The organism is Streptomyces sp. NPDC104226 (assembly GCF_055584085.1).
In genome coordinates, this window is the sequence record NZ_JBVJMS010000006.1 from 119,933 (window position 1) to 139,878 (window position 19,946).

The 19,946-nt window shown below is 71.2% G+C and carries 18 protein-coding genes; 1 reads left to right on the top strand and 17 read right to left on the bottom strand.

Going from position 1 to position 19,946, the window contains the following annotated elements:
* Positions 1-33: 33 nt before the first annotated feature.
* The 11 genes from ACZ60J_RS19790 to ACZ60J_RS19840 form a co-directional block, all read right to left on the bottom strand.
* Complete coding sequence (locus tag ACZ60J_RS19790) at positions 34-1,749, bottom strand: asparaginase domain-containing protein (protein ID WP_469683483.1); 1,716 nt, start codon at positions 1,747-1,749, stop codon at positions 34-36.
* Positions 1,749-2,234, bottom strand: a complete 486-nt coding sequence (locus ACZ60J_RS19795) for a DUF488 domain-containing protein (protein ID WP_469683485.1) — start codon at positions 2,232-2,234, stop codon at positions 1,749-1,751. Before ACZ60J_RS19795 ends, ACZ60J_RS19790 begins: the two co-directional genes overlap by 1 nt.
* Before the next feature lie 16 nt (positions 2,235-2,250).
* Positions 2,251-3,270 carry a methyltransferase gene (locus tag ACZ60J_RS19800; RefSeq protein ID WP_469683486.1) on the bottom strand — a complete coding sequence of 340 codons (1,020 nt, stop codon included), beginning with the start codon at positions 3,268-3,270 and terminating at the stop codon, positions 2,251-2,253.
* A gap of 113 nt (positions 3,271-3,383) precedes the next feature.
* A complete protein-coding gene (locus ACZ60J_RS19805) occupies positions 3,384-3,794 on the bottom strand; it encodes a VOC family protein (RefSeq protein ID WP_469683487.1) in 411 nt (136 codons plus the stop codon).
* 51 nt (positions 3,795-3,845) lie between these two features.
* Positions 3,846-4,337, bottom strand: a complete 492-nt coding sequence (locus ACZ60J_RS19810) for a PhzA/PhzB family protein (RefSeq protein WP_469683489.1) — start codon at positions 4,335-4,337, stop codon at positions 3,846-3,848.
* A gap of 46 nt (positions 4,338-4,383) precedes the next feature.
* On the bottom strand, positions 4,384-6,222 hold the full coding sequence (gene asnB / locus ACZ60J_RS19815) for an asparagine synthase (glutamine-hydrolyzing) (RefSeq protein ID WP_469683491.1): 1,839 nt from the start codon (positions 6,220-6,222) through the stop codon (positions 4,384-4,386).
* Positions 6,223-6,266: 44 nt separating this feature from the next.
* Positions 6,267-6,887: a phenazine biosynthesis FMN-dependent oxidase PhzG gene (gene phzG, locus ACZ60J_RS19820; RefSeq protein WP_469683493.1), complete on the bottom strand. Its 621-nt coding sequence runs from the start codon at positions 6,885-6,887 to the stop codon at positions 6,267-6,269.
* A complete protein-coding gene (locus tag ACZ60J_RS19825) occupies positions 6,884-7,231 on the bottom strand; it encodes a hypothetical protein (protein ID WP_469683494.1) in 348 nt (115 codons plus the stop codon). The genes phzG and ACZ60J_RS19825 overlap by 4 nt, the downstream gene beginning before the upstream one ends.
* Positions 7,228-9,153 (bottom strand): anthranilate synthase family protein, encoded by a 1,926-nt coding sequence (locus ACZ60J_RS19830; RefSeq protein WP_469683495.1) that lies wholly within the window; start codon positions 9,151-9,153, stop codon positions 7,228-7,230. Before ACZ60J_RS19830 ends, ACZ60J_RS19825 begins: the two co-directional genes overlap by 4 nt.
* Entirely contained in the window at positions 9,150-9,773 is a 624-nt protein-coding gene (locus ACZ60J_RS19835; protein ID WP_469683497.1) for an isochorismatase family protein, read from the bottom strand. The genes ACZ60J_RS19830 and ACZ60J_RS19835 overlap by 4 nt, the downstream gene beginning before the upstream one ends.
* A 185-nt stretch (positions 9,774-9,958) precedes the next feature.
* Positions 9,959-10,636 (bottom strand): YybH family protein, encoded by a 678-nt coding sequence (locus tag ACZ60J_RS19840; RefSeq protein ID WP_469683498.1) that lies wholly within the window; start codon positions 10,634-10,636, stop codon positions 9,959-9,961.
* Between the two features lie 454 nt (positions 10,637-11,090).
* Here ACZ60J_RS19840 and ACZ60J_RS19845 point away from each other — a divergent pair, with 454 nt between their 5' ends.
* Entirely contained in the window at positions 11,091-11,492 is a 402-nt protein-coding gene (locus tag ACZ60J_RS19845; protein ID WP_469683499.1) for a DUF6193 family natural product biosynthesis protein, read from the top strand.
* 52 nt (positions 11,493-11,544) lie between these two features.
* Here ACZ60J_RS19845 and rarD read toward each other — a convergent pair whose 3' ends face one another.
* The 6 genes from rarD to ACZ60J_RS19875 all read right to left on the bottom strand — a co-directional run bounded on the left by rarD (position 11,545) and on the right by ACZ60J_RS19875 (position 19,826).
* The gene (rarD, locus tag ACZ60J_RS19850; RefSeq protein ID WP_469683500.1) at positions 11,545-12,510 is read right to left on the bottom strand and encodes an EamA family transporter RarD; all 966 of its coding nucleotides are present in this window, start codon (positions 12,508-12,510) and stop codon (positions 11,545-11,547) included.
* A gap of 190 nt (positions 12,511-12,700) precedes the next feature.
* Complete coding sequence (locus ACZ60J_RS19855; RefSeq protein WP_469683502.1) at positions 12,701-13,768, bottom strand: 2-oxoacid:ferredoxin oxidoreductase subunit beta; 1,068 nt, start codon at positions 13,766-13,768, stop codon at positions 12,701-12,703.
* On the bottom strand, positions 13,761-15,737 hold the full coding sequence (locus ACZ60J_RS19860) for a 2-oxoacid:acceptor oxidoreductase subunit alpha (protein ID WP_469683504.1): 1,977 nt from the start codon (positions 15,735-15,737) through the stop codon (positions 13,761-13,763). The genes ACZ60J_RS19855 and ACZ60J_RS19860 overlap by 8 nt, the downstream gene beginning before the upstream one ends.
* A 144-nt stretch (positions 15,738-15,881) precedes the next feature.
* On the bottom strand, positions 15,882-16,541 hold the full coding sequence (locus ACZ60J_RS19865; protein WP_308313410.1) for a response regulator transcription factor: 660 nt from the start codon (positions 16,539-16,541) through the stop codon (positions 15,882-15,884).
* Positions 16,542-16,917: 376 nt separating this feature from the next.
* Entirely contained in the window at positions 16,918-18,222 is a 1,305-nt protein-coding gene (locus ACZ60J_RS19870; protein ID WP_469683505.1) for a sensor histidine kinase, read from the bottom strand.
* A gap of 410 nt (positions 18,223-18,632) precedes the next feature.
* Positions 18,633-19,826 carry a sensor histidine kinase gene (locus tag ACZ60J_RS19875; RefSeq protein WP_469683506.1) on the bottom strand — a complete coding sequence of 398 codons (1,194 nt, stop codon included), beginning with the start codon at positions 19,824-19,826 and terminating at the stop codon, positions 18,633-18,635.
* Positions 19,827-19,946 lie beyond the last annotated feature (120 nt).

Here is a 19,946-nt window from a genome sequence, read left to right on the forward strand (position 1 = left end):
TCCGTCCAGAAGTCCAGATGTCCAGAAATGGCGTCAGTGCGTGTCGAACAGGGCCTGGTACCGGGCGACCGCCCGCACCGTGGCCGCGTACTCGGCGGGAGTCGGGCGGAACGGATCCGCGGCCGGGGGCAGGGCGCCGAACTTGAGCAGCGCGGCCATGAGGAGCAGGCGGGCCTTGGTGGCGGTGAGGTTGTTGCCCGAGATGAACGCCGGATCCATCCGGTACGCCATGCCCCCGGTGTTGCCGCGGCCCGTACGGACCACAGGCATGCCCGCGAAGAGGGCGACGCTCAGGGCGGAGTTCTTCGCCGGGTCGGCCATCCCGAAGGGCGACATGCCCTCACAGACGAACCCGGTCAGCGGCGCGCCCGCGAGGCCGGCGTCGATCCGGGCCAGGATCTCGGCCTCGTCGTCGGCGAGGGAGGGATGGTCGGAGCCCGCGGCCGTGGCCGCGTACCGGCTGTACTTGGTGATCGAGACGTGCGGCACGGCGGCCGGCACGAGCCCGCCGGCGTCCTTCGTCTCCACGTCGACCAGGGACACGCCGGTGGCCAGGGCCCCGGTCACGCCGGAGACCCGGTCGGGGAGCACGGTCAGGCGCAGCTCCGAGCGGTGGGTGTGCCGGCGCGCCGGGAGGTAGGTGACCTGCGGGGGACCGTAGCCGCCCATGTCGGCGACCACTCCTCCGTGCCCGCCGGTGACCTCGTACCCCCCGGGCCGGGCGTCGACCTTGGTCACGTCGCGGGCCGAGTAGACGAGTTCGTCGACGATCACGCAGGCGCCGAGGCGGTCGGTGCCGGCGTCGTCCAGGGCGACGCCCGAAGCGATGAACTTCACGCCGTCCACCACGTTGCGGTCGCCGTCGGCGCTCGCGGACTGGTGGCGGCGCTGGGCCGCGTGCCCGACGAGCGGCACCGTGGTGTCGACGAGCAGGCCGAGCCAGTACAGGGTCTCGTCGACGGTCGGGCTGCCCTCCAGCCACTGCACGCCGTCGAACCCTCCCGTGTCGAGGACGGCCTGCACCTGGTTGGTGGCCTCGGCCAGGTTCGCGAGGCCCGGCTCGCTCTGGAGGTGGTACGGGTAGTAGACGAAGAAGTCCTTGCCGGGGCGTTCGGCGTCGGGGCCCGAGGTGTACCCGCCCGACGGGGCCGCGCGGAAGAAGTCGAACTCGGCGAGCGACCCGAGCTCCACGGGGGCGCCGAGGTCGGCGAGGCCGTACCGGTCGATCTCCTCGTACAGGCGCCGGGCATCGGGGTAGAACGTCTGCCGGGCGGCCGCCGCCGGTGCGAAGGGGGCCGCCGCGGTCTCCTCCCAGGCGGAACCGTCCGCCTGTCTGGCCATGTAGGGGAGGGGGTAGAGGCCGTCGGCCGGATCGAGCTCGACGACGTACACCGGGGTGGCGTCGTCGAAGGGCTGCGTCTGGTGGAACGTTCCTTCTTTGTCGAGCCAGCCGTCCGGCGGGGCGTACAGCCCGGCCGACTCCCGTTCGAGCGGGTGTGCGCTGAACGCCTCGACGTACAGGGTCACGGGCGCCGCGAGCCGCTGGGAGCGCAGGACGTCGAAGCGGGAGGGGAGCAGCGGCAGACCGTGGCGCAGCCGCGCCTTGTTCGAGGTGACCAGGTCCGGTGTGTTCAGGATCGTCGCCGTCGGTCCGGCGAACACCGCGATCCGCGGCCGCCGCGCGGGGCGCGGATCCGTCTCGTCCCTCTCGTCCCTCTCGCCCGTCTCGGTGTGCGTTCCGGTGTCCATCACAGCGGCCCCAGGTGTTCGATCGATACGTCGTGCCACTCGGCCAGGCGCCGTGCCACCAGCGAGCGGTGGCAGGCCGCCGCGTCGCGCTCCACGCAGAACAGCGCGGCGGTCCCTTCGGCCGGCAGCCCCGCCACGATCGGGTCGAGGTCGGCCGGGTCGAGGATCTCGGCGGTGTAGCGGCGGGTGTACTCGGCGGCGAGCTCCTGGCGGGAGCGCTTGCCGACGCCCCGGCGGTCGTCCTCGGCGTACTGGAGGTGGCGCAGCTCCGTGGTGGGAGCGAGCTCGCGGTGGTGCTCGTAGGCGATCCCGGCCTCGGCGAGGGCCGCCTGCAGCCGCAGTGAGTTCGCCCAGGCGTAGTCCGGGCCGCGGACGCCGCGGCGCTGGCGCACGTCGAGCACCAGGCGCACACCGGCTTGTTGAAGTCGTTGCAGGTAGGAATCGGCGTCGAAGCCGTACACACCGATCGTTGCCAACGTGAGCACCGGAGGTCTCCTTTCCCTACGTGTGCGAGGGGGTGCGCGGCGCGATGATCAGGGCGCTCGTCTCACTGGGCAGCTCCGCGGTCCCGGCGATCTCCAGGCCGGCCCGGTGCAGCAGCCGGGTGATCCGGTCGAGGGTGCGGTGTTCGCCGCCCGTCGTCACCAGGAGGTGCAGGTCCCACAGGGCGGGCAGCACGGTGGAGTCCTCGTCCTCGACGAAACGGTCGAGGATCAGCAGCCGCGACGAGGAGTCGGCCATGGCCCGGCGCAGGCTCTCGAAGAGGCCGACGACGGCTTCGTCGTCGTGGCCGGCCAGCACCCGGCAGAGGAGGTAGACGTCCCCGCCCGCCGGGACCTCCGCGAACATGTCGCCGCCGACCAGCTCGACGCGGTCCAGGCCGACGGCGGCGGACAGGTGCTCGCGCGCCTTCGGCATCATGTGCTCGCGGTCGAAGAGCACGCCGCGGGCGTCCGGGACGGCGCCGAGGATCGTGGCGAGCAGCTGCCCGCCACCGCCGCCCACGTCCACGACGGTCTTGCCCCCGAAGTCGAAGACCTCGGGCACCTGGTGGAAGAACATGCTCGCGGCGTTCATGGTGTGCTGGAACCGCCTGGCGGTGGCCGGGTCCTCGCCGAGGTAGTCGTACAGCGGCCGGCCGTAGGCGACCTCGAAGCCCGAGCTCTCCGTGCTGATGGCGTGGTGGGCGTGGCCCCACGCCGAGTAGAACTCCTCGCCGTACAGCAGGCACATGTCGCGCAGCGACTGCGGGCCCTCCAGCAGGGCCGCGCTCACCGGGGTGCCGCGGTAGCCGGTGGACTCGCTGCCCGCGAACACGCCCATGGCCACCAGGAGGCGCATCAGGCGGTGGATGCCCTGCTCGCCCGCCCCGGTCGCCTTCGCGAGCTCGGCGCCGGAGTCGCGGCCGGCCGCTATGTGGTCGGGCAGTTCGAGCTTGACCGCGGTGTAGAGCGCCTGCGCCCTCCACCCGCCGGTGATCAGGTCGACCACGTTCCGGGTGGCCTGCACGTCGACTGTCATGGTTCCCTCACCATCTGTGTGACATGACTTCGCCCCTCGTCCGGGAGGCGAACGGTTCCCCGTGCACGGGGCGGAGCCGTCGGAAGGCCCCGCCCCGCACACCGGGGGTGCGATCAGGACCGGCCCTGGGTGATGTTGAACATCCAGGTGATCCCGAACCGGTCGACGAGCGTGCCGGCCTCGTCGCCCCAGATCTGCTGCTTGAGGGGCATCACCACGGTGCCGCCGGCGGAGAGCTTCCCGAAGTAGTCGCGCAGGGAGGGGTCGTCGCCGCCGAGGTAGAGCGCGACGTTGGTGCCCGGGTTGAAGGGGACCCGCTCCGGGACGTCCCAGGCCATCACCGTGAAACCGTCCGCGGTGCTGAGCGTGGCGTGCATGATCCTGTCGGCGTCGGGCGACTCGGGGTTCCCGAAGTCCCCGAACGTCCCCAGCTCCAGCTTTCCGCCGAGGACGTCGTGGTAGAACTCCAGCGCCTGGCGGGCATCCCCGTCGAAGGCGATGTAGGGGTTGAGCTGAGATCCCACGGGACTTCTCCTTGGTGTGAGTGCGATCGCGGGTCCGGTGCCTGCCGGTGCCTACGTGGGGATCCCGCCGCGGTTGACCTTCGGTACCTCGATGCCCAGCGCGCGCAGCTGCTGGAACGGGTTCATGAACTCGCGGTTCTGCTTGATCTTTCCGTCTTCGAGCAGGAACGAGTGGATGAAGTGGTTGCTGTAGTGGCCGGGCGGATAGTTCGGGTAGAGGATCTGGCCCTCCCCGTCGCACTCGACCCAGAACTGGTTGGGGTCCTGCGTCTCGAAGATCTGGACGTTCGACCATTCCCAGTCGGGGAACATGCGCAGCGACCACTCGCCGTGCGCCTTGAGCTTCTCGTGCCCCTGGGAGGTGATCGGCTGTCCGGTGTCGCTGGTCCACAGGCCGGCGCTGCCGTCCTCGGCGAAGAGCAGGTAGCGCGTCTTGCGGGTCTCGCCCTTGCGGCTCATGTAGTCGGCGACGACGGCGCGGTGCCGGGCGCGGAGGTCGCGGTCGGCTTCGAGCCCTTCGGGCTGGGCGTGGATCGTTTCCATCTCGGTTTCCTCGATTCCCGTGTCGATTTCCGTGTCGGATGCCGTGTCAGAGGCGCAGTTCGGGGCGGTAGATGTCCAGCCAGGTGCTCAGGTCGAGCACGCGCTCCATGCCGTTGCGGACGTCGAGCGGCATGGAGGCCGGGTCCTGCTGGGTGATGTCCTGCAGCCAGCTGCGGTCGACCAGGCCGAAGACCGGGTCGTCGGTCGTCAGCAGTTCCTTGGACTGCTGCAGCAGCGCGCTCGTGTACTGCGGGTCCAGCGTCGCCGGGTAGGGGGCCTTCGTCCGCTCCAGCACCGACTGGGGCAGTAGGTCGGCGGTCGCGGCGCGCAGCAGGCTCTTCTCCCGGCCGTCGAAGGTCTTCATCGACCACGGGGCGTTGTAGACGTACTCCACGAGCCGGTGGTCGCAGAACGGGACCCGGACCTCCAGCCCCACCGCCATGCTGATCCGGTCCTTGCGCTCCAGGAGCATCCGGACGAAGCGGGTCAGGTGCAGGTGGCTCATCACCCGCATCGTCATCTCGTGGTCGCTCTCGCCCTCCGCCCGCTCGACCTCCTTGACCGCGGCCGCGTACTGGTCGGCGATGTACGTCGGCAGGTCGAGGGCGGCGGTGATGCCCGGGTTGAACCGGTCGGACACCTGGGCCTTGGCGCCGCTGACGAAGACCGCCATCCAGGGGAAGGTCTTCGCGGCCTGGACCTCCGGCTGGTGGAACCACCGGTACCCGCCGAAGACCTCGTCCGCGGACTCCCCGGACAGGGCGACCGTGGAGTGCTGTCGGATGGCCTGGAACAGCAGGTAGAGCGAGGTGTCCATGTCGCCGAGGCTGAGCGGGCTGTCCCGTGCGGTGATGACCTTGCGCCGGATGTCCGGGTCGGCGATCGAGGCGTGGTCGAGCACGATCGACTGGTGCTGCGTCTTGGCGCGTTCGGCCACCTCCCGGGCGTACGGGGCGTCCGTCGTGCCGCGCAGCTCGTCGGCGACGAAGTCGTCCGCCCGTCCGACGAAGTCCACGTCGAAGCTGCGCACCTTCTCGCCGGACTCGCCGAGCTTGGCGGCGGCCAGTGCGGTGATCACGCTGGAGTCCAGGCCGCCGGAGAGCAGGGTGCACCGGGGGACGTCGGAGACGACCTGGCGGTTCACGATGTCCTCGAGCAGGTCCCGCACGTTGCCGATGGTGGTCTTCAGGTCATCGGTGTGCTGCCGGGTGGGCAGCGTCCAGTAGCGGCGCTCGCGCAGGCCGGCACGGTCCACGATGACGATGCCCCCCGGCACCACCTCGCGCATCCCGACCCACAGCGAGCTTCCCGGCGTCTGGGTGAAGCTGACCAGCTCCCGCAGCCCGGCGAGGTCGACCGCGCGTTCCGCCAGCGGGTTGGCGAGGATCGCCTTCGGCTCGGAGCCGAACATCACCCCGTCCTCGGTCTCGTAGAAGTAGAGGGGCTTGACGCCCATCCGGTCGCGGATCAGGACGAGCTTCTCGACGCGGGCGTCCCAGACGGCGAAGGCGTAGATGCCGTTGAGCCGGTCGGCGAGCGCCTCGCCCCACTCGACGTAGCCGTTGAGCACCACCTCGGTGTCGCTGTCGGTCCGGAAGCGGTGGCCGCGGCGCACCAGCTCGGCCCGCAGCTCCTTGAAGTTGTAGACCTCACCGCTGTAGGTGATCGACACCGGTCCGTTGTCGGTCGGCACCACCATGGGCTGGGCGCCGCCCTCGAGGTCGATGACCGACAGCCGCCGGTGCCCGAAGGCCGCGTGCCGCTCGATCCAGGCACCACCGGCGTCCGGACCCCGGCACGCCATGGTCTGCGTCATCGCGTCCAGCTGGGTGCGCTGCAGCTCCAGATCACGGTCGAACGAGATCCAGCCCGTAATTCCACACATCGGCTTGCCTTTCTCTCACTTGGTCTCAGGGGTTCGGAGCACGGTCAGGGTTGGAGCCGGTCCGTACGCCAGCCGGAGTCGTCGCGCTCGTAGCGCAGCCTCCGGTGCAGCCGGTCCTCCTGGTCGGCCTGCCAGAACTCGACCGAAGCCGGCTCCAGCAGGTAGCCCAGCCAGCGGTCCGGGCGGGTCAGTGGGGCGCCGCCCCGGGCCAGTTCCCGGGCCCGTTCGCGCAGCGCGTCCTCGTCCGTGAGCGGTGCGCTCTGGTACGAGGCCACCGACATCGGGTGCGCGGCGGCGGGCCGGGCGGCCCACAGGGCATCGGACTCCTCGGCGGGCAGCGCGCGGGCCGGGCCGCTCACGCTCACCTGGCGGCCGGCCTCGCGCCAGTAGAAGACGCCCGACGCCCAGCCCGTCTCGTCGAAGTCCCGGGCCTTGCGGCTGTCGGAGTGACTGGCGAACACCAGCCCCGTACCGCGTACCGCGAGCACCTGCACGATCCGGTTGGAGGCGCGGCCGCGGGCATCGGCGGTGGCCAGTGCCAGCGCGCCCGGTTCGCGCACCGAGTTCGCGACGGCGCTGTCGTACCAGGTCCGCAGCAGGTCCATCGGCCCGGCGGGCGGGGCGGTGAACTCGTCGGCCACCAGGGGCCGGGCCGCGGCGCTCACGAGGCGTTCCCGGCGGTCTCGAAGGCCAGGCCGCGCTCGGACGTCGCACCCGAGTGCAGGCCCTCGACGATCGCCTCGACCTCGGTCATCATCCGGTCGGTCGGCGGGTAGCCGATGAGTTCGGTGGCCCGGTTCGGTGGCATCGGCTGCGTCAGGTCGGCGTCGGTGTCCCACAGCATCACCGCGCCCCACCGGTTCTGCTGCCGGTCGGAGATCCAGAACTTCAGTCGCATGCCGCGGACCCCGGTCCACGGTTCCACTCCCTCGTCGCGCAGGTAGACGCGCAGGGAGTCGATGGTCTGGTCGGACCCGGAGAGGTCCCACCAGGAGACGGCGGCCTTCATACCTTCACCACCTTCGAGGCTTCCAGCAGGGGGACGAGCAGTTCGGTCAGGACGCGCTCGGCGTCCTGGGTGAGCACGGACTCCAGGTGGAACTGGACGGATCCGAAGTGCGGCCCGCGCAGCGCGTGCACCTCTCCCGTGCGGGGGTCGAGGCTCACCTTCACCTCGCCGACGCCGGGGCACTCCAGCTGCTCGGCCCGCGACCGGGCCTCGTAGGAGTTGTAGAAGCCGACCCGCTCCCGGGAGCCGAACAGGTCGATCTCCCGCTGGGTGCCCTGGTTCGGGACGTCCCGGCGCCTCAGTTCGAGCCCGAGGTGGCGGGAGAGCAGCTGGTGGCTCAGGCACACGGCCAGGAAGGGGATGCGCCGGGCGAGCAACTCCTCGATCGCCGAGGTGAGCCGGGACATCCGGTGGTCGCCGCCCTCCCGCGGGTCGCCGGGTCCCGGGCCCATGACGACGAGGTCGTGGTCGTCGAAGCGGTGGGCCGCGTCGAAGCTGCCGAGCTCCACGGTCAGCCCGATGGCGCTCAGCTGGTGGGCCAGCATCGAGCTGAAGGTGTCCTCGGCATCGACGATCAGGACCCTGCGGCCGTCGAGCATCGGATGGGGCCGTGCCCGCGATGCCGTGTCGGTGAGCCAGAAGCGTGCGAGCGTCTCGTTGCGGCTTCCCAGGGCCTTCTGGATCAGCGGGTCCTCGACGAGCCGGTTCGCGGCGCCCAGTGCCGCGAGCACGCCCGCGGCCTTGGTACGGGTCTCCGCGACCTCGGCGCCGGCATCGGAGTGCCGGACCAGGGTCGCGCCCACCCCGACCTCCACGTGGCCGGTGCCGTCGGCGTCCGAGGCGCGGATGTCGGCGGTGCGGATGAGGATGGCCGAGTCCAGGGTGCGCGCGCCGTCGGCGTCGCGGCCGATGAGGGCCGCGATGCCGCCGTAGTAGCCGCGGCCGCGCGGCTCGTAGCGGGCTATCACCCGGCAGGCGTTCTCCAGCGGGCTGCCGGTCACCGTGGGGGCGAACATGGTTTCCCGCAGGATGTCCCGGGGGTCGAGTTCGCTGCGCCCCTCGATGACGTACTCGGTGTGCGCGAGGTGGGCCATCTCCCGCAGGAACGGTCCCCTCACCCGGCCGCCGCCCCGGCAGACCCGGGCCATCATCTTGAGTTCCTCGTCCAGGACCATGTACAGCTCGTCGGTCTCCTTGCCGTCGGTGAGGAACTCCATGACCTCCGACCGCACCGGCCCGGTGGGCGGGTAGCGGTAGGTGCCGCTGATCGGGGTCATCGCCGCGATGCCGTCCCGCAGGCTGACGTGGCGCTCCGGAGTGGCGCCCACGAAGGTCCGGGTGCCGGTGTGCACGATGAAGGTCCAGTAGGCGCCGCTCTCCCGGGTGAGGAGCCGGCGGAACAGGCTGAGCGCGCTGCGCGTCGAGTACCCGGTGATGGTGGTGACGAACGAGCGCTTGATGACGAAGTTCGAGCCCTCGCCGGTGCCTATCTCGTTCCCGAGGACCGCGCGGACCGTGTCGGCGTACGCCTCGTCCTCGGTGTCGAAGTGCCCGCCGTCCAGGCTGATCGGCTCGTCCGGCAGGCATCTGAGCGCGTCCGGCGTGCTGATCCGGCCCTGGCCGGTCACCGACATGGCGATCAGCGGCGATCCGTCCGCGGCGGCGATGAAGCCGCGCTCGGTGATCTGCTGGTGGGGCACCAGGACCAGCGTCTCGTGCCGGGGCCCGCCGGGGCGCCCGCTCCGGTCGGCGTCGGCCGGGGAGACGTCGGCCAGCGGGATGTCGGCCAGCCGGGCCGGGGTGGTGACCTCGCCCAGCAGGATCTCCACGCTGTCCGCGCCCAGCGCCTCGGGGCGGTGCAGCAGGGCGAAGGGACCCGGATTGGGACCCAGCACGTGTTCGAGCAGCTGCGTCGGGTTCATCGGAAGACCTCCTCGGTGGTGGTGACCACCGAGCAGCGGGCCGCCGCGTAGTCGAGGGCCAGCTGGTGGTACTCGGCGGAGAAGTCGCCGAGGGCGTCGGCGACCAGGAACGGCTGGATGTCGTTGGTGAACGCCTCGAGGGCCGTCGCCAGCACGCCGACGTGTGCGTACACCCCGCAGACGATCAGCTGATCGCGCCCCTGGGCACGCATCTGGGCCAGCAGGTCCGAGCGGAAGAACGCGCTGTAGCGCCACTTGGTGAGCACCCGGTCCGCGGGCCGCGGAGCGAGTTCCGTGACGATCTGGCGGTCGGCGGGGTCCACCTTCATGCCCGGACCCCAGAAGTCCTTGAGCAGGCCTCGTTCCCCGTCGGTCATGCCACCGGGCTGCGCGGTGTAGAACACCGGGACCCCGAGGTCGGCGCAGCGCTCCCGCAGGAGCGCGCAGTGGCGTACCAGCGGATCGCGGATCTCCGCGGCGAACGGTGCGAGGAAGTAGCGCTGCATGTCGTGCACGAGCAGGGCCGCTCGGTCGGGGTCGGGTTTCCACGGGGCCTGGCTGGCGGGCAGTTCGGCCGCCGTCGGCAGCGGGTATGACGAGATCGGGGCTATGCCCGGCACGGTTCCCCCTCGGGTTGATTGAGTGTGGGCCGGCCGCCCATGGGGACGATCGAATCCCCATGGGCGGGTGGAATTTCCTCGCCCTGCTTGTTTTTCGGCGCGGTGGACACCGTGCGCAATGCGTGTGAAGAATTCACCGGCCGAATGACCGGGCGGAAAAGGCCGAGACCGCTGAGAAGCCCGGATCAGTGGTGGGAGGCCGCCGCCGGAGCACCCGCCGCCGGCGTGCCGCCGCCGTGGGGCGGGTACGGGTTGTCCAGGACGTACAGCCACGTGCCGTCCAGCTGCTCTTCCACCGTGTCGCAGAAGTTGCCGGTGAAGCTCACGCGGGGGCCGCCGGCCGTGCCGGCCTGCTCCAGGCTGTAGTCGCCCATGATGGACGCCGTGCGCTGGCGGACCACGCCGTCCCACCCGCGCCATCCTCCGGTCGCCACGGTCTGGCGGGCGTTGACGGTGAGCACCGGGTTCAGGTTGAACCATCCGACGTAGAAGGCCCTGATGGCGTCGTGGCCCCTGATGACCGAGAGGTCCCAGTCGACGATCGCCGCTTCGGGCTCGTGCAGGGCGATGATGCCCTCGATGTCCTTGGCCTTGATCCGCTCCCCGAGCAGCTGGAGCAGCTGCTCGGGGGTTCTCGCGACGGGCCGCGGGTTGAAGATGCCGCCCGCCTGGCCTGCTTCCGGCGGGGCTTCGGTGGCTGCCGGGGCCGCCGGCGTTTCAGCGGCTGCCGCCGGAGTCTCGGCGACGGCCGAGGTGCTCGCGGCCGCCGACTGGGTCTGGAGGTAGCTGGGCCCTGCGATGCTCGCGATCGTCAGCACAATGGCGGCGGCGGAGAGCGGAAGTGTGTGCTTGATTATGCTCATTTCATCTCCTTGAATTGGAGATGGCGGTGGACTAATTCAATTCGGCTGCGGAATGGGGCCTTTTGGTTGGTCCGCATTCGCCATCCCCCCCTTCGGTGACTTCATATAACCGTCGGCGACTCGGGCTTGTCAACGAGGCTAAAAATGCCTATGTCGCTGGTGTGCAATTCGGCCCGCCCGCAGCGGGATCCCGTTCCGGCCGGGGCGGGAAGCGGAATATCGGCCCGGCCGTGACGGCCTGCGGAGATCGCCGGTCCCGGAATTCGGCCTGCCGGACGCGGCCGAGGAGGCGGGGGCGGCCGAAGAAAATAAGAGGAAACCCCTGTTCCGCCCGGAGGGGCGGGGCGGGCGACGTACGACGGCGTGATGATCCGTCAGGAGTCAGATCCGGTCACACCCGTTCGGAAGGCGGGCGGAGCCGCCCGCGCGGCCGGCCCGGGAGCACACTGGGGGGATGAACGTGAACGAAGAGACCCGTGCGGCGGTCGTCGAGGCCCAGTGGCTCGACAGGCGGCTGGCATGGGCGGACATCCTGGAGCGCCGCGGGTTCACGAGCCCGGGCCTCGGCACCCTCGCGGTGCTGGAGGCGGCCCACCAGGACCCGCTCCTGCGGCAGCTGTACCCGTACACGAGCCATTGGCACGTGCACTTCAGCAGCACGACCCGCTTCCCCTACGAGGAGGCGGTCCCCTTCGTGATCCCGCTGCCCGACGGGCGGTTCCGCGTCATGCGGCGCGACCCCTCCGGGCAGGTCGGCGAGGAGGTCGACACGGCCGGGGAGGCCGTGTCCCTGGTGGTGGCGCACGCGCCGCCCCGCCTCCGGCTCGCCACGACGGGGCTGCCGATGGACGAGTAGCCCCGGGGCGTGCGGGAGGGAGCGGGCGGCGCGCCGAGCGGTGGTACCGGTGTCACGCGGTCTCGCGCGCCGGAGCCGGCGTCTGCAGGGGCGCCGGCAGCGGGGCCGGCAGGCCGTCCAGGCGCAGGGCGCGGGAGCGGCGGGCGGTGCGCAGGGCGTCCCAGGTGAGGATCGAGAGGGCGACCCAGACCAGGGAGAAGCCGGCCCAGCGCGCGGGCGGCATGGCCTCGTGGAAGTAGAGGACGCCGAGGCCGAACTGGAAGACCGGGGCCATGTACTGGAGCAGCCCGAGGGTGGACAGCGGGACCCGGATCGCGGCCGCGCCGAAGCAGATCAGCGGGATCGCGGTGACCAGCCCGGCCGAGGCCAGCAGAAGGGCGTGGCCCGGACCCTGTGCGGTGAAGGTGGATTCGCCGCGCGAGCCGAGCCACAGCAGGTAGCCGAGGGCGGGCAGGAACATGATCACGGTCTCGGCGGTCAGCGACTCCAGGCCGCCCATGCCGAGCTGCTTCTTGATCAGCCCGTACAGGGCGAAGGTGACGGCCAGGATCAGCGAGATCCACGGCGGCCGCCCGTACCCGACGGCGAGGACCAGTACGGCGGCGACGGCGATTCCGACGGCCGCCCACTGCGTACGGCGCAGGCGCTCGCCCAGGACCAGGACGCCGAGCGCGATGGTGACCAGGGGGTTGATGAAGTAGCCGAGGCTCGCCTCGACGACGGCGCCGTTGTTGACCGCCCAGATGTACACGCCCCAGTTCACGGTCACCAGGGCGGCGGCCGCCCCCGTGAGGGCGAGCTTGCGCGGCCGGCGCAGCAGCTCCGACACCCATCCCCAGCGCCGCAGGGCCAGCAGGGCCACGCCGACCACGGCGAGGGACCACACCATGCGGTGGGCGAGGATCTCGATCGCTCCGGCGGGCTGGAGGAGCGGCCAGAAGAGGGGGACGAGCCCCCACATCCCGTACGAGGCGAATCCGTAGAGCAACCCCGTGCGCTGGTCGTTCTGTGCCTTCACGGGACCTCCAGAGCTACTTCAAGCCAACCTGACGACGGTAGCGCCGCCCGCGCCGAAAGTCATCAGCGTCAGGCGAGATGCTCATTACGCTCGTCCGGCGGTCCGGCGGTCCGGCGGCCCGGCAGCCGGGACGCGGCGAAGCCCGGACCCTCCCTGCGGGTCCGGGCTTCGAAGGGCTGCGGCGGACGCCTCAGCCGACGACCGTCCAGGTGTCGTTCCCGCTCAGCAGCGCGCCCAGGTCGCCCTTGCCGCTGCGGTCCACGGCCGTCTCCAGCTGCTCGGCCATGAGCGTGTCGTAGACGGGTCGGCGCACGTTGCGGAACACCCCGATGGGCGTCTGGTGCAGCGTGTCCGGGTCGGCCAGCCGGGACAGCGCGAACGCGTTGGTCGGGGAGGCCGAGGAGGCGTCGTGGACCAGGATCCGGGACTCGTTCTCCGGGGTCACGGTCACGACCTCCAGATCGCCGGTGGCGTTGTTCCGTACGACGCCCTTGGCGTTGTCGACGCCGAAGCGGACCGGCTGCCCGTGCTCCAGCCGGATCACGGCCTCCTGGGCCTGCTCGTGGTCCTTGAGGACCTCGAAGGCGCCGTCGTTGAAGATGTTGCAGTTCTGGTAGATCTCCACCAGCGCCGTGCCCTCGTGGGCGGCCGCCGCGCGCAGCACCTCGGTGAGGTGCTTGCGGTCGGAGTCGACCGTACGGGCCACGAAGGAGGCCTCCGCGCCGATCGCCAGGGAGACCGGGTTGAAGGGCGCGTCGAGCGAGCCCATCGGGGTGGACTTGGTGATCTTGCCGACCTCGGAGGTGGGGGAGTACTGCCCCTTGGTCAGCCCGTAGATCCGGTTGTTGAACAGCAGGATCTTGAGGTTGACGTTCCGCCGCAGGGCGTGGATCAGGTGGTTTCCGCCGATGGAGAGCGCGTCCCCGTCACCGGTGACGACCCAGACCGACAGGTCGCGGCGCGAGGTGGCGAGCCCGGTGGCGATGGCCGGGGCGCGGCCGTGGATGGAGTGCATCCCGTACGTGTCCATGTAGTACGGGAAGCGCGAGGAGCAGCCGATGCCCGAGACGAAGACGATGTTCTCCTTCGCCAGCCCCAGCTCGGGCATGAAGCCCTGGACGGCGGCGAGGACCGCGTAGTCGCCGCAGCCGGGGCACCAGCGGACCTCCTGGTCCGACTTGAAGTCCTTCATCGACTGCTTGGCGGCCGCCTTGGGCACCAGCGAGAGAAGCGTCGGGCTGTCGGTCACCTCAGTCATTGATGGCCTCCTTGAGATGGTTGGCGAGCTGCTCGGCCTTGAACGGCATGCCGTTCACCTGGTTGTACGACTCCGCGTCGACCAGGTACTTCGCCCTCAGGAGGGTTGCGAGCTGCCCGAGGTTCATCTCCGGCACCACTACCTTGTCGTAACGCTTCAGGACCTCACCCAGATTCCTCGGGAAGGGGTTGAGGTGGCGCAGGTGGGCCTGCGCGATGGGCATCCCGGCGAGCCGCAGCCGGCGCACGGCGGCCGTGATCGGCCCGTACGTCGAGCCCCAGCCGATCACCAGGGTGCGCGCGCCGTCCGGGTCGTCGACCTCCAGGTCGGGGACGAGGATGCCGTCGACCTTGGCCTGGCGGGTGCGGACCATGAACTCGTGGTTGGCCGGGTCGTACGAGATGTTGCCCGTGCCGTCCTGCTTCTCGATGCCGCCGATCCGGTGCTCCAGCCCCGGAGTGCCCGGGACCGCCCAGGGGCGGGCCAGGGTCTGCGGATCGCGCTTGTACGGCCAGAAGACCTCGGTGCCGTCCGCGAGCTCGTGGTTCGGGCCGGCGGCGAACTGGACCTTCAGGTCCGGCAGGTCCGCCACGTCCGGGATCCGCCAGGGCTCGGAGCCGTTGGCGAGGTACCCGTCGGAGAGCAGGAACACCGGGGTCCGGTAGGTCAGTGCGATCCGGGCCGCGTCCAGCGCGGCGTCGAAGCAGTCGGCCGGCGTGCGCGGGGCCACGATCGGCACCGGGGCCTCGCCGTTGCGCCCGTACATGGCCTGGAGCAGGTCGGCCTGCTCCGTCTTGGTCGGCAGCCCGGTCGACGGGCCGCCGCGCTGGATGTCCACGATCAGCAGCGGCAGCTCCAGGGAGACCGCGAGGCCGATCGTCTCGGACTTCAGGGCCACGCCGGGGCCGGAGGTGGTGGTCACGCCGAGCGCGCCGCCGAAGGCCGCGCCCAGCGCCGCGCCGATGCCGGCGATCTCGTCCTCGGCCTGGAAGGTGCGGACGCCGAAGTTCTTGTGCTTGCTCAGCTCGTGCAGGATGTCCGAGGCCGGGGTGATCGGGTACGAGCCCAGGTAGATCGGCAGATCGGCCTGCTGGCCTGCGGCGATGAGCCCGTAGGACAGGGCGAGGTTCCCGGAGATGTTGCGGTAGGTGCCGGTCGGGAAGGCGCGGGTGGCCGGGGCCACCTCGTAGGAGACGGCGAAGTCCTCGGTGGTCTCGCCGAAGTTCCAGCCGGCCCGGAAGGCGGCGACGTTCGCCTCCGCGATCTGGGGCTTCTTCGCGAACTTCTGCCGCAGGAAGTTCTCGGTGCCCTCGGTGGGGCGGTGGTACATCCAGGACAGCAGCCCGAGCGCGAACATGTTCTTGCTGCGCTCGGCCTCCTTGCGGGACAGCCCGAAGTCCTTGAGCGCCTCGACGGTGAGGGTGGTCAGCGGCACCGGGTGGACGTTGTAGGCCTCCAGCGAGCCGTCCTCCAGCGGGGAGGTCTCGTAGCCGACCTTGGCCATCGGGCGCTTGGTGAACTCGTCGGTGTTGACGATGATCTCCGCGCCGCGCGGCACGTCCGCGATGTTCGCCTTCAGCGCCGCCGGGTTCATCGCCACCAGGACGTTCGGGGCGTCGCCCGGCGTCAGGATGTCGTGGTCGGCGAAGTGCAGCTGGAAGGAGGACACGCCCGGGAGGGTGCCGGCGGGCGCCCTGATCTCGGCCGGGAAGTTCGGCAGCGTCGAGAGGTCGTTGCCGAAGGAGGCGGTTTCCGAGGTGAAACGGTCACCGGTGAGCTGCATGCCGTCACCGGAGTCACCCGCGAAGCGGATGATCACCCGGTCGAGCCGGCGTACTTCCTTGCCGTTCGGGTCGCTCGGGCCGTCCGGCCCGTCTGCATCCGGGCCCGGCGGGGTCCGCTGCTCGCCGAGGACCGCGCCTCCGGCCCCGTCGGACTGTTCGGCTGGGCTACTGACCTGGCTGGTCACTGAACTGGACCTCCTCCGAGGCGTGAGCACTGCCCGAGGTCAACCCTACGTCCGTAGGGATCGTTTCCCCGGGCCGCTCATTTTCTGGACCGCCCCTTCGGCGGTCTGTCCGAATCCGGCCTTACCTGACAGAGTGTCAGTTGATCAAGATCTTAGATAGGTGAGAACGGCCAGCACGCGCCGGTGATCCCCGTCACTGGGCGACAGGCCCAGCTTCATGAAGATGTTGCTGACGTGCTTCTCCACCGCGCCGTCGCTCACCACCAGCTGCTTGGCCACCGCGGAATTGGTCCGCCCCTCGGCCATCAGCCCGAGCACCTCGCGCTCGCGCGGGGTCAGCCCCGCCAGCACGTCCTGCTTGCGGCTGCGGCCGAGCAGCTGCGCCACGACCTCCGGGTCCAGGGCGGTACCGCCCCGGGCCACGCGGACGACGGCGTCGAGGAACTCGCGCACATCGGCCACCCGGTCCTTCAGCAGGTACCCCACCCCGGTACTGGAGCCGGCCAGCAGCTCGGTGGCGTACTGCTCCTCCACGTACTGGGACAGCACGAGCACACCTATGCCGGGGTGATCGCGCCGCAGCCGCACGGCGGCCCGCACGCCCTCGTCCGTGTGCGTCGGCGGCATCCGCACGTCGGCAACCACCACGTCCGGCAGCGCGTTCTCCGCCGCCAGCTCCGCCACCGTCTTGATCAGGGCTTCCGCGTCCCCGACGCCTGCGACGACGTCATGCCCCCGGTCGGTCAGCAACCGGGTCAGGCCCTCACGCAGCAGCACTGAATCCTCGGCGATGACCACCCGCACCCTGTCTTCCACGACTCCGCTGCTCCCGCGTCCGTTCGTTCCCCGTTGTCCCTGACTGAGCCAAGCATCCCAGTCTTGAGCCCGGATGCAGCCGGATCTCGATCAACGCGCACCCTTGGAACGGCTGTTTTCGGCCCCGAGTGCCGCTCGTCGCCCGCCACCCCTCGAAGTCAGGGCGTTGGACCCCTCTTCCGGCAGGCCGAAGGACACACCCCGGGGGGCCGGAGGAGACAGGGACCGGGGCGTCACATGACGCCACCCCCGACCACTGCCTGGACACCCCTGCGGGGCATCCGTGCGGTGGTCGGGGGTGGTCTGGGCCGTCGGGGTCGGCAGGAGGATCATCAGGGGGGTGCAGGGGGGTTCAGGGGGGACCTCAGACGGCCCGCCAGGGGAGTTCCGCGGTGACGGTCGTGCCGCCGCCGGCGGGGGAGTCGACGACCAGCAGCCCGTCCACGGAGTCGAGCCGCTCGGCCAGCCCCGCCAGTCCCGAACCGGTCACGGTGGCGGCCCCGCCCACCCCGTCGTCGGCCACCTGGATCAGCAGCCGCTCGCCGGACCTCCACACGTCGACCGACGCCGTACGGGCCCTCGCGTGCTTGCTGATGTTCTGCAGCAGCTCCGACACCGTGAAGTACGCGATCCCCTCGATCGCCGCCACCGGCCGCGCGGGCAGATCCACCGCCACCCGTACCGGCACCGCACACCGGGAGGCCACCGAGGACAGGGCCGCGTCCAGCCCCCGGTCGGTCAGTACCGCCGGGTGGATCCCGCGGGCCAGGTCCCGCAGCTCCTGCAGGGCGATCTTCACTTCCCCGTGCGCCTCGTCCACCATCCGGGCGGCGGCCCGCGGGTCCTCCGTCAGCTTCTCCTTCGCCATCCCCAGGTCCATGGCCAGCGCCACCAGCCGGGCCTGCGCACCGTCGTGCAGATCGCGCTCGATGCGCCGCAGGTCCGCCGCGGCGGTGTCGACCACGACACCCCGGTCGGACTCCAGCTCGCTCACCCGGTGCGCGAGCCGCGAGGGCCCGAGCAGCCCGGAGACGAGCAGCCGGTCCACGGTGGTCAGGGCCCGGAGCAGCCAGGGGGTGGCCAGCGTGAAGGCGAGCCCGGCCGCGCAGGTCGCCGCGATGGCGAGCGGGGAGTCCAGATAGAAGGAGTAGTCGTCGTTCTGGAAGAGCTGCAGCCCCGGCTGATCGGTGAACGCCGGGAAGACCCAGAACCAGAGCGGGTACAGCAGCATGGCCCACCCGTAGGCCCAGAACGTCAGGGCCGTGCAGAAGGCGAACACCGCCCACGGGAAGTGGATCACCGAGTACAGCACGTGCCGCCAGGCGCTCCCGCTCTTGAGCAGCGCCGCCATCGCGGCGATCGCCCCGCCCTTCTTCGCCCGGATCGGAGCCGGCTCGGCGATGTCGACGACGAGCATGCCGCGCACCCGGGCCCGCTCCACGCGCCCGAACCCGCGGCACATGGCCAGCACCCCGGCCAGCACCGGGACTCCGAGGAAGGTGACGAGCAGCCCCGCGCCGAGGCTGACGCCGGTGATGGCGAGAGAGAAGTACAGGGTGCTGAGCGGCAGCCCGAGCATCAGGTACCCGAACTCCCGCCAGGTCCGCCCCTCGAAGGGAGCCCGCAGCACCCTGCCGATACCGCTGCCGCCGTGTCCGCCGCTACCCATGTCCCCGACCTGCCCTTCCTCCACTGTGTCCCCCCACCCTCCCGCGCGCCCCGCCCCCCACGACATCCGGCAGGTCGGCCTCTCCCCCCGGGGGTTAACCCCACCCCCGGGGCCCGGGGCCCGGGGCCCAGCGGGCTCCGCCCGGCGCCGTGCCTCGAACGCAGAAGGGGCCGGACCGTCCCGAAGACGATCCGGCCCACCCGTATGCCGCCGCCGGCCACATCCGGCCCCGCCGGCGTTTGAGGCGCGGGGGTCCGGGGCCGGCCCCCCCCCCCCGGGTACGGCGCGGCACCCCGCCTCCGCCGCCGGGGCGCGAAGGGGTCCCGGCCGGCCGGGACCCCTACCCCGTCGCCGGAGGCGGGAAGGGGCTCCCGTCGCCCGGGACCCCGCCCGCACCGCTCCGCGGCGCGTTACCGCGAGGCGCGCTCCCGCCACGGCAGCTCCGCCGTGACCACGGTCCCTTCCCCCTCGGGGGAGTCGACGACCAGCACGCCGTCCACCGCGTCGAGCCGTTCACCCAGCCCCGCCAGCCCGGACCCGGCACCCGCATCGGCGCCGCCCCGCCCGTCGTCCGACACCCGGATCAGCAGCCGCCCGTCGGCGGAGCCACCCGTGCGCCACACCTCGACCTCCGCCAACCGTGCTCCCGGCCCCGCGTGCTTGCTCACGTTCTGCAGCAGCTCCGAGACCACGAAGTACGCGATCCCCTCGATCGCCTCCGCCGGCCGCGCCGGCAGGTCCACCGACACCTTCACGGGAACCAGGCACCGGGAGGCCACCGAGGACAGCGCCGCGTCCAGCCCCCGGTCGGTCAGTACCGCCGGGTGGATCCCGCGGGCCAGGTCCCGCAGCTCCTGAAGGGCGATCTTCACTTCCCCGTGCGCCTCGTCCACCATCGCCGCCGCCCCCTCGGGGTCCTCCAGCAGCTTCTCCTTCGCCAGGCCCAGCCCCATCGCCAGCGCCACCAGCCGGGCCTGCGCCCCGTCGTGCAGGTCCCGCTCGATGCGCCGCAGGTCCGCCGCCGCCGTGTCGACCACGACACCCCGGTCGGACTCCAGCTCGGCGATGCGCCGCTCCAGTTCGTCGGAGGGCGACAGCAGGCCCCGTACCATCGCCCGGTCCACGTTCGCGAGCCCGCGGACCACCCACGGCAGCACCGGCCACAGTACGAACAGCCCGGTCAGGGCCACCGTGAAGGTGGCGATCGCCCACGGCAGCCGGATCAGCTCGAACAGCACGGTCCGCCATGCCACCGGGTCCTTGAGGCTCGCCCACAGCCACGGGAAGAACCCCCCGGACCGGCCCGGCCCCGGCATCGGCGTCGGCTCGTCGACCCGTACGCCCAGGAGGTCGCGGGCCCGCGACCGTTCCAGCCGTCCCAACTGGCGAGACACGAACAGACCACATGCGAGCAGCGGCAGACCGATCGCGGTCACGGACAGCCCGCCCGCGGTCGACACCATCACCACCGTGTACACGAACCCGATGAGGGCGGCGGGCAAATTGCTCAGCAGATAAGCGATTTCCTTCCACGTCACGGCATCGAAAGGTGCGCGTACGGGAGGAGGGGCGCCGTCGTCGGGGGTGTGCTTGCTCGCGGTCATGCGCCCACCCTGCCAAGCCCGCAGGCCCGATGCCATGGGGTAGCCGGGCCGAGGTAAACGGGGGATAACCCCACCCCGCGGAGCCCAGGCCCTAGACTCCCGTCCGTACCAGATCAACCT